Origin of the sequence: Pseudorhodoferax aquiterrae, assembly GCF_014652235.1 — a bacterium.
In the GTDB taxonomy this organism is placed as follows: Bacteria; Pseudomonadota; Gammaproteobacteria; order Burkholderiales; family Burkholderiaceae_C; genus Pseudorhodoferax; species Pseudorhodoferax aquiterrae.
On the sequence record NZ_BMYK01000033.1, the window covers coordinates 18604 to 30731 of the forward strand.

At 70.7% G+C, this 12128-nt stretch carries 10 protein-coding genes; 3 read left to right on the forward strand and 7 right to left on the reverse strand.

The window, feature by feature from the left end:
• Entirely contained in the window at nt 1-1380 is a 1380-nt protein-coding gene (purB, locus tag IE209_RS29310) for an adenylosuccinate lyase (protein WP_189690420.1), read from the reverse strand.
• A 101-nt stretch (nt 1381-1481) separates the two neighbouring features.
• Between purB and IE209_RS29315 the strand changes: the two genes are divergently transcribed.
• Together IE209_RS29315 and IE209_RS29320 are read left to right on the forward strand one after the other, a co-directional pair.
• Nucleotides 1482-2096 carry a glutathione S-transferase N-terminal domain-containing protein gene (locus IE209_RS29315; RefSeq protein ID WP_189690421.1) on the forward strand — a complete coding sequence of 205 codons (615 nt, stop codon included), beginning with the start codon at nt 1482-1484 and terminating at the stop codon, nt 2094-2096.
• Nucleotides 2097-2434: 338 nt separating this feature from the next.
• Entirely contained in the window at nt 2435-3289 is an 855-nt protein-coding gene (locus IE209_RS29320; RefSeq protein ID WP_189690454.1) for a ferritin family protein, read from the forward strand.
• Here the strand turns inward: IE209_RS29320 and IE209_RS29325 are convergent, their stop codons facing one another.
• On the reverse strand, nt 3290-4498 hold the full coding sequence (locus IE209_RS29325; RefSeq protein WP_189690422.1) for an HD-GYP domain-containing protein: 1209 nt from the start codon (nt 4496-4498) through the stop codon (nt 3290-3292).
• Between the two features lie 90 nt (nt 4499-4588).
• Here IE209_RS29325 and rfaE2 point away from each other — a divergent pair, with 90 nt between their 5' ends.
• On the forward strand, nt 4589-5083 hold the full coding sequence (gene rfaE2 / locus IE209_RS29330) for a D-glycero-beta-D-manno-heptose 1-phosphate adenylyltransferase (RefSeq protein WP_189690423.1): 495 nt from the start codon (nt 4589-4591) through the stop codon (nt 5081-5083).
• On the opposite strand, the gene IE209_RS29335 is transcribed toward rfaE2, so the two are convergent.
• From IE209_RS29335 to IE209_RS29355, 5 genes are read right to left on the reverse strand one after another with little or no spacing between them, the layout of a single operon-like run.
• The gene (locus tag IE209_RS29335) at nt 5038-5631 is read right to left on the reverse strand and encodes a rhomboid family protein (protein ID WP_189690424.1); all 594 of its coding nucleotides are present in this window, start codon (nt 5629-5631) and stop codon (nt 5038-5040) included. The two genes, rfaE2 and IE209_RS29335, sit on opposite strands and share 46 nt — an antisense overlap.
• Before the next feature lie 4 nt (nt 5632-5635).
• Complete coding sequence (locus tag IE209_RS29340; RefSeq protein WP_189690425.1) at nt 5636-8722, reverse strand: efflux RND transporter permease subunit; 3087 nt, start codon at nt 8720-8722, stop codon at nt 5636-5638.
• A 13-nt stretch (nt 8723-8735) separates the two neighbouring features.
• Nucleotides 8736-9887 (reverse strand): efflux RND transporter periplasmic adaptor subunit, encoded by a 1152-nt coding sequence (locus IE209_RS29345; RefSeq protein WP_189690426.1) that lies wholly within the window; start codon nt 9885-9887, stop codon nt 8736-8738.
• A gap of 2 nt (nt 9888-9889) precedes the next feature.
• On the reverse strand, nt 9890-11395 hold the full coding sequence (locus tag IE209_RS29350; RefSeq protein WP_189690427.1) for an efflux transporter outer membrane subunit: 1506 nt from the start codon (nt 11393-11395) through the stop codon (nt 9890-9892).
• The gene (locus IE209_RS29355) at nt 11392-12096 is read right to left on the reverse strand and encodes a CerR family C-terminal domain-containing protein (protein WP_189690428.1); all 705 of its coding nucleotides are present in this window, start codon (nt 12094-12096) and stop codon (nt 11392-11394) included. Before IE209_RS29355 ends, IE209_RS29350 begins: the two co-directional genes overlap by 4 nt.
• Between the last annotated feature and the right edge of the window lie 32 nt (nt 12097-12128).

Consider the following 12128-nt stretch of genomic DNA (forward strand, 5'->3'; position numbering starts at 1 on the left):
TTAAATGCGCTTGGCCAGGTCGATGGCCTTGCCGATGTAGCTGCCCGGCGTCATGGCCAGCAGGCGATCCTTCTCCGGTTGCGGAATCTCCAGCGAGCGGATCAGCGCATGCAGGTCGGCAGCCTGCACGGTCTTGCCGCGCGTGACTTCCTTGAGCTTCTCGTAGGCACCCTGCACGCCGAAACGGCGCATCACGGTCTGGATCGGCTCGGCCAGCACTTCCCAGGCACTGTCCAGGTCGGCGTCCAGCGCCTCGCGGTTCAGTTCCAGCTTGTTCAGGCCGGTCAGCAGCGACTGGTAGGCGAGCACGGCATAACCCAGCGCCACGCCCATGTTGCGCAGCACCGTGGAGTCGGTCAGGTCGCGCTGCCAGCGGCTCACGGGCAGCTTCTCGGACAGGTGGCGCAGCAGCGCGTTGGCCAGGCCCAGGTTGCCCTCGGCGTTCTCGAAGTCGATCGGATTGACCTTGTGCGGCATGGTCGACGAGCCGATCTCGCCGGCCTTCAGGCGCTGCTTGAAGTAGCCCAGGCTGATGTAACCCCAGACATCGCGCGACCAGTCCACGAGGATGGTGTTGGTGCGCGCCACGGCGTCGAACAGCTCGGCCATGTAGTCGTGCGGCTCGATCTGGATGCTGTAGGGTTGGAAGGTCACGCCCAGGCCCAGCGGCTCGGGCGTCTCGATGACCTTGCGGCTGAAGGCCTCCCAGTCGAAGTCGGGCCAGGCCGAGAGGTGGGCGTTGTAGTTGCCCACGGCGCCGTTCATCTTGGCCAGCAGCTGCACGCCGGCGATCTGCGCGCGCGCCTTCTCCAGGCGGCGCAGCACATTGGCCACTTCCTTGCCCACGGTCGTGGGGCTGGCGGTCTGGCCGTGCGTGCGCGAGAGCATGGGCACGTCGGCAAACGCCTGGGCCATCTCGCGCAGCTTGGCCAGGATGGCGTCCAGCGCGGGCAGCAGCACGGTCTCGCGCGCGGCCTTGAGCTGCAGCGCATGGCTGGTGTTGTTGATGTCCTCGCTGGTGCAGGCGAAATGCACGAACTCGGCGGCGGCCAGCAGTTCGGGCCGGGCCTCGAACTTGGACTTGATCCAGTACTCCACGGCCTTCACGTCGTGGTTGGTCGTCTTCTCGATCTCCTTGATGGCCTGGGCGTCGGCCTCGCTGAAGTTCTTGACCAGGCCCAGCAGGTAGGTGCGGGCGCCCGGCGTCAGCGGCTTGAATTCGGCGAAGCCGGCATCGCTGAGCGCGATGAACCAGGCGATCTCGACCTGCACGCGCCGGTGCATGAAGCCCTGTTCGCTCATCAGGGGGCGCAGCGGCGCGAGTTTGGCGGCATAGCGGCCGTCCAGCGGGGAAAGGGCGGAGATCGTCGAGAGGCTCATGGGGCCGAATTGTAGGTTGCGCACCACGCCGGGCCCGGACCGGCCGCCTAGAATCTGCCCGCCTGGGGCCTTGCCCAGGCGGCCCCCCAAACCCCATGCCCATGAAACTGATCGGTTCCCTCGCCAGCCCCTACGTCCGCAAGGTACGCATCGTCATGGCGGAGAAAAAGCTGGACTACCAGTTCGTGGACGAGGACGTCTGGGCCGACGCCACCACCATCGCGCGCTCCAATCCCCTGGGCAAGGTCCCCTGCCTGGTCATGGAAGGCGGCGAGGCCGTGTTCGATTCGCGCGTGATCGTCGAGTACCTGGACACCTTGTCGCCGGTCGGCCGGCTGATCCCGACCCAGGGCCGCGAGCGTGCCGAGGTCAAGACCTGGGAGGCGCTGGCCGACGGCGTCATGGACGCCGGCGTACTGGCCCGGCTGGAGGCCGGCTGGGCGCACCGCGCCGAGGGCGAGCGCAGCCAGGCCTGGATCGACCGCCAGCTCGGCAAGGTCCACGCCGGGCTCAAGGCCATCAGCCAGGGGCTGGGCGACAAGCCCTATTGCAGCGGCATCCACCTGAGCCTGTCGGACATCGCGGTCGGCTGCGCGCTGGGCTGGCTGGAGTTCCGCTTCCCCGACATCGCCTGGCGCAACACCCACCCCAACCTGGCGCGGCTGCAGGACAAGCTCATGCAGCGCGTCAGCTTCGCCGACACCGCGCCGCGCTGAAGCGCAAGGTGCAGATCAGAACAGGGCCCCGCGGGGCCCTGTCGTCATTGGCGGTGTATGAAAGGCTGCGAAGCGCCCCGGAGCGAACGAGGGGGAGGGAGGAGGAGGAGAACCACTCCGGGATTGCTTCCATCGAAAGGAAGGCTTCGCAGCGAAAAAGGGCGATGCCCTACAGGCACCGTACCCCATGGAGCACGGAGCGCGCGGGAAAGTTCCGGCAATGTTCCGCCCGGGCCGTAAAAAAATGTTCACGCATCGGTGCTTGCCCTGGGACCGGCGCGGAAAAAGGCCCCTCCAGGGCCCGCTTGCCTACAATCCCCGCCTCAATGAAGACTGCCATGCTGTACCCGGAACTGTTCAAACAACTCGAAGCCGTGCGCTGGAACATGGAGAAGGACATCCCCTGGGACCAGTTCGACGCCGCCAAGCTCACGGACGAACAGGCGCAGACCATCAAGATGAACGCCATCACCGAGTGGTCGGCGCTGCCGGCCACCGAGATGTTCCTGCGCGACAACCAGGGCGACAGCGATTTCTCTGCCTTCATGTCGGTCTGGTTCTTCGAGGAGCAGAAGCATTCGCTGGTGCTCATGGAGTACCTGCGCCGCTTCCGGCCCGAGCTGGCGCCCACCGAGGAAGAGTTGCACGAGGTGCGCTTCGAGTTCGACCCCGCGCCCGCGCTGGAAACGCTGATGCTGCACTTCTGCGGCGAGATCCGCCTGAACCACTGGTACAGGCGCGCCAGCGAGTGGCACACCGAACCCGTGATCAAGAAGATCTACGACACGCTCAGCAAGGACGAAGCCCGCCACGGCGGCGCCTACCTCCGCTACATGAAGCGCGCGATCCAGAACGCCGGCAACGAGGCGCGGGCCGCCTTCACCAAGGTCGGCGTGCTGATGGCCAGCGCGCGGCGCACGGCCCAGGCCCTGCACCCGACCAACCTGCACGTGAACCAGGCCCTGTTCCCGCGCGACACGGTGCAGTCGCGCCTGCCCAACCCCGAGTGGCTGGAGCACTGGCTGGACCAGCAGATCAAGTTCGACGCCGTCTGGGAAGGCAAGGTCGTCGAGCGCATCCTGCACAACCTGAGCCTGCTGATGGACCGCAGCTTCAAGACCGTGCAGGAGCTGAACCGCTACCGCAAGGAAATCACGCGCGAGCAGGCTGCGGCGGCGCCCAGCGCCGCCTGATCAGACCAGCGCCAGCAGCCGGTCCAGCGGCACCTGGACCTTCACCTCGCGCTGCGGCACGCTGGCCGCGATCTTGTACTGCGGCAAGGCCGTGTCGCGCAGCATCATGGTGCCGGCCGGCAGGCCGTCCCGGTTGACCAGCACGGCCACGCGCGGCGTGCTGGTGTTCTTGCCGCGCTGGACCACCACCGCCAGCTCGTTGTTGACCAGCCGCACGTACAGGCCCGGGGAATAGACCCCCACGGCCTTGATCAGCGCGGCGCCGGCCTCGTCCACCTGCTGCGCCTCGTCGAAGTAGCAGCCCTGCATGGCGGCCGAGGTGGACATGGGCGTGCGCGACACGCGCGGCGCCAGCCGGCTCGTGAACATGTCGGCGCGCTGGATCAGCCGCGCCAGCCGCAGCGGCACGGTCTTGGCAGCCAGCGGCCCGGGCGCCCGGTCGTGGTGGTGGCGCACGGCCAGCAGCCAGTTCTCGTCGGTCACCCCGAGTGCCAGCAGCTGCGAGAAGCTGCGCTGCGCGTGCTGCTCGATGGCCTCGATCTGGGCGGCCGTCAGCGCATCGGCCTGCTGGGCCAGCTGGTCCTGCAGTACCGTCATGCTGATGTTCATGGTCAGCGCGGCCTTGCCCAGGGCTTCGTCGAGTTCGGCCGGCCACTGCAGCACCTCGCGCGCGGCCAGGCTGCACACCGCGTAGACCACCATGGCGTGGGTGGCGCTGTACAGCCGCGTCTCGGTGGCCGACAGGTGGTTCAGCGCGAGCAGCGTCGCGTCCGGGTGGTGCTGCAGCGCCTCGCGCAGCTCCTGGTAGAGCCTGTCCAGCCGGCCCAGGAAATCTTCGCCCTGCACGTCGCGCAGCAGGCCGTTGGCGCGCGATTGCAGCGCCACCCAGTCGGGCCGGTCGGGCTTCTCGGGGCGCACGTTGCTGGAGAACAGGTCGTCCGGCGCGATCTTCACGTTCTGGATCTCGCCCAGCGTGCGCTCGGAGCGCACCATGTCGTGCAGCTTGCCCATGTAGGCACGCTGGCGGTCGTCGCTGGCGTCCATGTCGATGCACACCGTGATGCCGCGCGAAGTCCATTGCGTGAACTCTTCGCGCGTCTGGATCACGTAGCCCTTGTGGGCCAGCAGCACCCCGCGCTCGGTGCGCAGCTCGAACGGCAGCGGATGGCCGAGCTTGATCGAGTTGATGTTGACTTCGACAAGGTTCATGGACGCACGATTATGGGAGCCGCGGCGCCGGCCGCACGGCCCGAAATGGCAGGCCATGGCGCGCCATTTCGGCTGCTAGCATCGCCGCCCATGAGCGCCTTCGCCCCGCCCGCCTTCCTGGACAAGATCTGCGCCCGCCGCGACGCGCCCGCGCGCCTGGCCGCCTTGCCGCGCCCCTGGGTGTTCACCAACGGGGTGTTCGACGTCCTGCACCGCGGCCATGTGCAGTACCTCGCGCAGGCGCGCGCCCAGGGCGGCAGCCTGGTCGTGGCGCTCAACAGCGATGCCTCGGCGCGGCGGCTGGGCAAGGGGCCGGACCGGCCGCTCAACGCCGAAGCCGACCGTGCCGTGATGGTGGCCGCGCTCGGCGCCGTCGACCTCGTGACCTGGTTCGACGAAGACACGCCGCAGGCGCTGATCGGCGAACTGCGGCCCGACCTCATCGTCAAGGGCGGCGACTACGACATGGACAAGCTGCCCGAGACCGCGCTGGTGCGCAGCTGGGGCGGCGCTGCGCTGGCGATCCCGTTCGTGGACGGCTACTCGACCACCGCGCTGGTGGCACGCATCCGCGACACACCGTAGGCCGCCAGCGCGCAGAGCAGCCCGGCCAGCGCGCCCGTGAGGTGCGCGCCCGTGGCCACGGCGAAGCCCCATTCGGGCTCGAACACCAGCGGCCGGTTCCAGGCGCCCTCGGCCAGCAGCTTGGCCGCGAGGCCCGCCCCCAGCAGGCCCGCCCACACCTGGTGCCCGCGCGTGAAGGCGCAGTGCACCACGAGCACGGCGACCGCCGCGTGCAGCACGCCGGACAGGCCGGCGTAGCGCTCGATCTGCGGGAACAGCAGCAAACCCAGCGTGGACAGCGGCCAGGCCGCGAACAGGGCCCAGGCCTGGGCCCGCGGCACCTGCAGCGCCAGACCCAGCACGGCCACCGCCGCCAGCGCCAGCAGGTTGGCCAGCCAGTGCGCGGGCGAGCGGTGCACGAGCGCGGCGACCCACCAGGTCATGGCGTCGCCCGCGAACTCGGGCCACCACTCCCATTCCAGCGGGTTGCCCTGCCACCAGGCCAGCCCGCTGCCGGCGCCCAGCAGCAGGCACAGCGCGGGCCAGGACCAATCGTCGTTGCGGTTCACATGCTCAGTGTGGCACGGGCGCGGCCTCGGGGGGCTGGCGGCGCAGCCGGCGCACGCTGCGGCGGACCCACTGCTCGAAGTCGTCCACGTAGGTGAACACCGCCGGCACCACGAGCAGGCTCAGCACCGTGGAGGTGATGAGGCCGCCGATCACCGCCGTGGCCATGGGCGAGCGGAAGCTTGCGTCGGCCGCGCCCCAGCCGACCGCGATGGGCAGCATGCCCGCGCCCATGGCCAGCGTGGTCATGATGATGGGCCGCGCACGCTTGTGGCAGGCGTCCAGCAGGGCTTCCCAGCGGTTCATGCCATGGTCGCGCCGCGCCACGATGGCGTACTCCACGAGCAGGATGGAGTTCTTGGTGGCGATGCCCATCAGCATGATGAGGCCGATCAGCGAGGGCATGGAGAAGCTCTTGTCGGCGACCATGAGGCCCACGAAAGCCCCGCCCAGCGACAGCGGCAGCGCCGCCAGGATGGTCACCGGCTGCAGGAAGTCCTTGAACAGCAGCACCAGCACGATGTAGATGCAGACCACGCCGGTCAGCATCGCCAGGCCAAAGCCCGTGAACAGCTCGCCCATGGCCTCGGCGTCGCCCACGTCGATGATGCGCACGCTGGCCGGCAGGTTCTTCACGGCCGGAAGCATGCGCACCGCCTCGGTCACGTCGTTCAAGCCGCGCGTGGACAGCTCGATCTCGTAGTTCATGTTGCGCGCGCGGTCGTAGCGGCTGATCACGGCCGGCCCGCCGGCCAGCTCCAGCGTGGCCACCTCGCCCAGGCGCACCGGGCCGTGCGCGCCGGGCACGGCCAGGCTTTCCAGCAGCGCCAGGTCCTGCCGCGCGTCGTCGCGCAGCTTGACCATGATGGGCACCTGGCGCTCGGGCAGGTTGAGCTTGGCGAGCTGGTTGTCGTAGTCGCCCATGGTCGCCACGCGCAGCGTGTCGGCAATCGCCGCACTCGTGACGCCCAGGTCGGCCGCGCGGGCGAAGTCGGGGCGCACCACGATCTCGGGCCGCACCAGGCTGGCCATCGACGTCACGTTGCCGATGCCCGGGATGGTGCGCAGTTCGCGCTCCACGTCGGTGGCGGCCTGGCGCAGGGCCTGCGGATCCTGGCTGGACAGCGCCAGCACGTACTTGTCGTTGGAGCCGCCCAGTCCCACGCCCGTGCGCGCGCCGGGCAGGTCGGCCAGCGCCTGGCGGATCTGCTGCTCGATCACCTGCTTCTTGGGCCGCGCGCCGCGCGGCGCGAGCTGCAGCGTCAGCGTGGCCTTGCGCGCCTCGACGAAGTTGCCCGAGAACGGGTCCGCCCCCGCGCTGCCGGCGCCGATGGCCGTGTAGATGTCGCCGATGTGGTCGATGTGGAGCAGGCGCTGGCGCACCTGTTCGGCCATGGCCATGGTCTGCTCCAGCTTGGCGCCGGGCGGCAGCTCCACGCGCACCTGGGTCTGGGCGTTGTCGTCGGGCGGGATGAAGCCCGAGGGCAGCAGCGGGATCAGTGCCAGCGATCCGAAGAAGAACAGCGTGGCGCCCACCATGGTCAGGAAGCGGTGTCGCAGGCAGGCCTGGGCCATGCGCATGTAGCGCGCCAGCCAGGCCGGCTCCTTCTCCTGGCCGACCAGCGGCTTGAGCATGTAGGCCGCCATCATGGGCGTGAGCAGCCGCGCCACCACGAGCGAGGCGAACACCGCCAGCGAGGCGGTCCAGCCGAACTGCTTGAAGAACTTGCCGACCACGCCGCTCATGAAGGCCGTGGGCAGGAACACCGCGATCAGCGTGAAGGTGGTCGCCACCACGGCCAGGCCGATTTCCTCGGCCGCCTCCATCGCGGCCTGGTAGGGCGTCTTGCCCATGCGCAGGTGGCGCACGATGTTCTCAACCTCGACGATGGCGTCGTCCACGAGGATGCCCACCACGAGGGACAGCGCCAAGAGCGTGATGATGTTGATCGAGAAGCCCAGCAAATACATGCCGATGAAGGCCGGGATCACCGACAGCGGCAGCGCCACTGCGGAGACGATGGTGGCGCGCCAGTCGCGCAGGAACAGCCAGACCACCAGCACCGCGAGGACGGCGCCCTCGTAGAGCAGCTTCATCGAGGCGTCGTATTCCTCGGAGGCGATCTTCACGAAGTCCAGCGTGCGCGTGAGCCGGATGTCGGGGTGGTCGGCCTGCAGCTTCTTCAGCGCCTCTTCCACGCCGGCGCCGACCTCGACCTCGCTGGCGCCGCGCGAGCGCGCGACCTCGAAGCCCACCACCTGCTTGCCGTTCAGCACGGCCGTGGCGCGCTGCTCGGCCACCGTGTCTTCCACCGTCGCCACGTCGGAGAGCAGGATGCGGCGCCCGTCGGACAGCGGGATCTGCATGCGCCGCAGCTCGTCGGCAGATTGCACAGTGCCGATGGTGCGCACGGGCTGCTCGCTGCCGCCCAGGTCGGCCCGGCCGCCCGCACTTTCCAGCTGCACCTGGCGCAGCTGGCGCGACACGTCGGCCGCCGTGGCGCGCAGCGCCTGCAGCTTGGCCGGGTCCAGCGCCACGCGCACCTCGCGCGTCACGCCGCCCACGCGGTTGACGGCGCCCACGCCGCGCACGGCCAGCAGCCGGCGCGCGATGGTGTCGTCGACGAACCAGGACAGTGCCTCGTCGTCGAGCCGGTCCGATGAGATCGCGAAGGCCAGGATGGGCTGGGACGCCAGGTCCAGCTTGGTCACGATGGGATCGCGCAGATCCGTCGGCATGTCCGAGCGCACCCGGCTCACGGCCGAGCGCACGTCGTCCACGGCCTCCTGGATCGGCTTTTCCAGCACGAACTCGGCCGCGATGGTCGCCGAGCCATCGGTCAGCGTGCTCGTGATGTGCTTGAGGCCCTGCAGCGTGGCGATCGAGTTCTCGATCTTGCGCGCCACGTCGTTCTCCAGCTGCGCGGGCGAGGCGCCCGGCAGCGCGGCGGTCACGATGACCACGGGCAGGTCCATGTCCGGGAAGTTCTGCACCTTCATGGAATGGAAGGCGAACAACCCGCCCAGCGTCAGCAGCACGAACAGCATCGCCGCCGGGATGGGGTTCTTGATCGACCAGGAAGACAGGTTCATGGCAGGTCCCGTTTCACTTGGCCGCGCCCGGCGCCTCGGCCGGCGCCGCGTCGACCACGCGCACGAGGTCGCCGTCGTTGAGGAAGCCCGCGCCCTCGGTCACCACGCGCGCGCCGGCCGGCAGATCCCCGGTGATCTCGATGCGCTCGCCGATGCGCCGTCCGGCCTGCACCTTGCGCATCTGCACGCGGCTGTCGGCCTGCAGCACCATCACGGTGTTGAAGCCGTCGCGCGGCACCACGGCGGCCTGCGGCACGGTCTGCGCGGCGCTCTTGCCCAGCGCGAACTCGCCACGCGCGAACATGCCGGCCTTGAAGCCCTTGTGGGCCTGCACAGAGGGGATGTCCACATAGACCAGGCCGTTGCGCGTCTGCGCGTCCACGGTCGGCGCGATGCTGCGCACCTTGCCCTGCACCTGGGCACCGCCGGGCGCCGTCACGCGCACGGGCATGCCCACGGCCAGGCGGCCCAGCTCGGCCGCGCCGACCTCGGCGCGCCACTCGAGCCGGCCCTGGCGGATCAAGCGGAACAGCTCGGTGCCCGAGCCGACCACGCTGCCCACGGTGGCGCTGCGCGCCGAGATCACGCCGTCGTCCGGCGCCAGGACCTGGGTGTTGCGCCCGCGCACCTGCTGGGCCGCGAGCACTGCCTCGGCCGCCTCCACGCGCGCCTTGGCGGTCTGTTCGGCGGTCTGGTACTGGGTGATCTGCTGCTGGCTCAGCGCGCCGGTCTTCTCCAGCGTGCGCGCACGGGCGGCGTTGCCGGCCGCGTCGGCGGCGGTCGCGCGGGCCTCGGCCAGCGATGCCTTGGCCTGGGCCACGTCGGCATCCACGGTCTCGGGCGCGAAGCGGGCCAGCACCTGGCCGCGGCGCACCACGTCGCCCACGTTCACGCGCACCTCCGCCAGACGCAGGCCGGCGGATTCGGAGCCCACGCTGGCCTCCTGCCAGGCGGCGATGTTGCCGTTCGCGGCCAGCGTGATGGCCAGCTCGGCCGGCTCGGGCGCGGCCACGCGCACGGTCAGCGCCGGGCGGGGCTGGGCTGCGTCGGCCTTGGCCGGCTGCGGCGCTGCTTCGGAAGCGGGCTGGCGCGTGAACCACCAGCCGGCGGCCACCAGGGCCAGCACGACGGCGGTGATGGAAAGATTGCGTTGGGTACGGGTCATGGTCAACGGGTCTGCGCTGCGGCAGCGGGGGAAGTGGTGTGGAAGGCGGTCTGGCCGTCCTCGGGGCGGGTCCAGCCGCCACCGAGCGCGCGGTACAGGCTGACCCAGGCTTCGGTGCGTTCGCGCTGCAGCGCCACGCGCGCGGTCTGCGCCGCGAACAGCGTGCGGCGCGCGTCCTCGAGCTCGAACAGGCTGGCCAGGCCGCCGTCGTAGCGGGCCTGCGTGGCGTCGAACGAGGCCTGGTAGCCGGCCACGGCGGTGTCGGCGTCGCCGGCGCGCCGGGCCGTGTCCTGCAGCCTGAGCAGGGCTTCCTCGACCTCGCGCACGCCCTGGCGCACCTTGGCGCGGTACAGCGCCACGGCCTCGTCGTAGCGCGCGCGGGCGGCCTCGGCATTGGCCGCCCGCGTGCCGCCGTCGAAGATGGGCAGGCTCAGTTGCAGCGGGCCGATGCTCCAGCTGTTGACGGTCTCGCTGGCGCCGGCGCCGCGCACGTGCAGCGCCGAGATGCTGCCCGAAAGCGACAGCCGCGGGTAACGCTGGGCCTGCGCTGCACCGGCATCGAAGCTGGCGGCCGCCACGGCCAGCTCGGCCGCGTAGACATCGGGCCGCTGCGCGAGCGCGCGCGCGGGCACGCTGTCCACGCTTTGCAGGGCGGGCAGCGCCAGGTTGCCGGGGCCGGCGTCCAGCCGCTGCGCCAGGGCCGGCAGCTCCCAGCCCGTCAGCGCCACCAGGGCCTGGCGCTGCAGGGCGCATTGGGTGCGCTGCTGCGTGAGCCGGGCCGCGGCGTCGGCGGCGCTGGCGCGCGTCAGCGCCGCATCGGCCGGCGCGGCGAAGCCGGCCTGCTCCGACAGCGCGGTCAGGCGCGCGCTCTCGCGGCGCGAGGCCGTGTCCTGTTCGCTCACCGCGAGCTGCCGCGCGCAGGCGCGCTCGGCGAAGTAGGCATTGGCCGTCTCTGCGGCCACGGCCACACGGGCCTGGTGCCACTGCGCCTGGCTGGCCGAGAGCCGCGCGCCGGCTGCGTCGCGCGTGGCGGCCAGGCCGCCGAACAGGTCGATCTCCCAGCCCGCCTGCAGGCCGGCCTGCGCGTTCGTGAAGGTCGGCAGCGAGGCCGTGCCGCCCGAGACGCCGCCGCTGCCCGTGGACAAGGTGTTGCCGCGGCTCAGCGACAGGCTGCCGTCCAGCGTCGGACCCATGGCCGCGCCGGCCTGCACGCGCGTGGCGCGGGCCTCGGCGATGCGCGCGGCCGCGCTGGCGACGTCGGGGCTGGCGGCCTGCGCGGCGGCGATGAGCTCGACCAGCAGCGCGTCGCCGGACTGGCGCCACCAGTCGGCCAGCTGCGGCACGGCGCCGCCATGCGGCAGGCCGGTCTGCGGTGTGTGCCACTGCGCAGGGGTGGGCGCCTGGACGGCGGCCGGTGGCCGCGCGACGCTGCACGCGGCCAGCAGCAGCGGCAGCCCGGCCAGGGCCAGGCGCCGCAGCGCGGGGGAGGGGGAAGAGGACAGGTTCATTCTTTTTTGCGTGTCTTGGCCGCAGCGCTCGCACTGCGGCGCTGCTTCTCGGCGTCCACGAGCGCCAGCGCATAGCCCACCAGGCGTTCGGCCCAGCGGTCGATGGCAGCGTCGTCGCGCATCAGCCCGGGGTGGACCACATCGACCACGTCGTGCGTGACGAACAGCTGCATCGCCAGGCCCGTGATCGCGAAGGCCAGGCGGTGCAGGTCGTCGTCGGCGCGCACGCCCAGGTGGCGCGCGAGGATGTCCACCAGCACCAGGTGCGGGCCCTTGATGTCGCGCTCGACCTCCTGCGCCCACTGGCTGGTGGGTTCCAGCATTTCGCGCAGGTGCAGGCGCATGCACTGGCGCACGATCTCGCCCTGCTTGAGCGGCTCCACATAGCCGGTCAGGAACAGCCGCAGCGCCTCGGCCACGGGCAGCTCCGGCGCGCCGCACAGGCGCGTCAGGTCGCCCGCGTTGCCGCCCAGCGGTTCGGAAAAACAGGCGGCGTACAGCCCGGCCTTGTCGCCGAAGTAGTAGCGGATGGCGGCCAGGTTCACGCCCGCGGCCTGGGCGATGGCGCGTGTCGAGGTCTTGGCGAAGCCCTGCTCGGCGAACAGCGCGAGCGCGGCGGAGAGCAGCTGGGCGCGTGCCTCCTGGCCATCGCTGCGTGCGGCGGCCTGGCGGGCGGCTGGGGCGGGCGCGGGCTTGGTCATGCGGCGCGGATTACAGCACAATTCAATCGATT

Coding starts and splice junctions, on each gene's coding strand:
- purB (WP_189690420.1), bottom strand. CDS start 1,380: ATGAGCCTCTCGACGATCTCCGCCCTTTCCCCGCTGGACGGCCGCTAT.
- IE209_RS29315 (WP_189690421.1), top strand. CDS start 1,482: ATGAAACTGATCGGTTCCCTCGCCAGCCCCTACGTCCGCAAGGTACGC.
- IE209_RS29320 (WP_189690454.1), top strand. CDS start 2,435: ATGCTGTACCCGGAACTGTTCAAACAACTCGAAGCCGTGCGCTGGAAC.
- IE209_RS29325 (WP_189690422.1), bottom strand. CDS start 4,498: ATGAACCTTGTCGAAGTCAACATCAACTCGATCAAGCTCGGCCATCCG.
- rfaE2 (WP_189690423.1), top strand. CDS start 4,589: ATGAGCGCCTTCGCCCCGCCCGCCTTCCTGGACAAGATCTGCGCCCGC.
- IE209_RS29340 (WP_189690425.1), bottom strand. CDS start 8,722: ATGAACCTGTCTTCCTGGTCGATCAAGAACCCCATCCCGGCGGCGATG.
- IE209_RS29345 (WP_189690426.1), bottom strand. CDS start 9,887: ATGACCCGTACCCAACGCAATCTTTCCATCACCGCCGTCGTGCTGGCC.
- IE209_RS29350 (WP_189690427.1), bottom strand. CDS start 11,395: ATGAACCTGTCCTCTTCCCCCTCCCCCGCGCTGCGGCGCCTGGCCCTG.
- IE209_RS29355 (WP_189690428.1), bottom strand. CDS start 12,096: ATGACCAAGCCCGCGCCCGCCCCAGCCGCCCGCCAGGCCGCCGCACGC.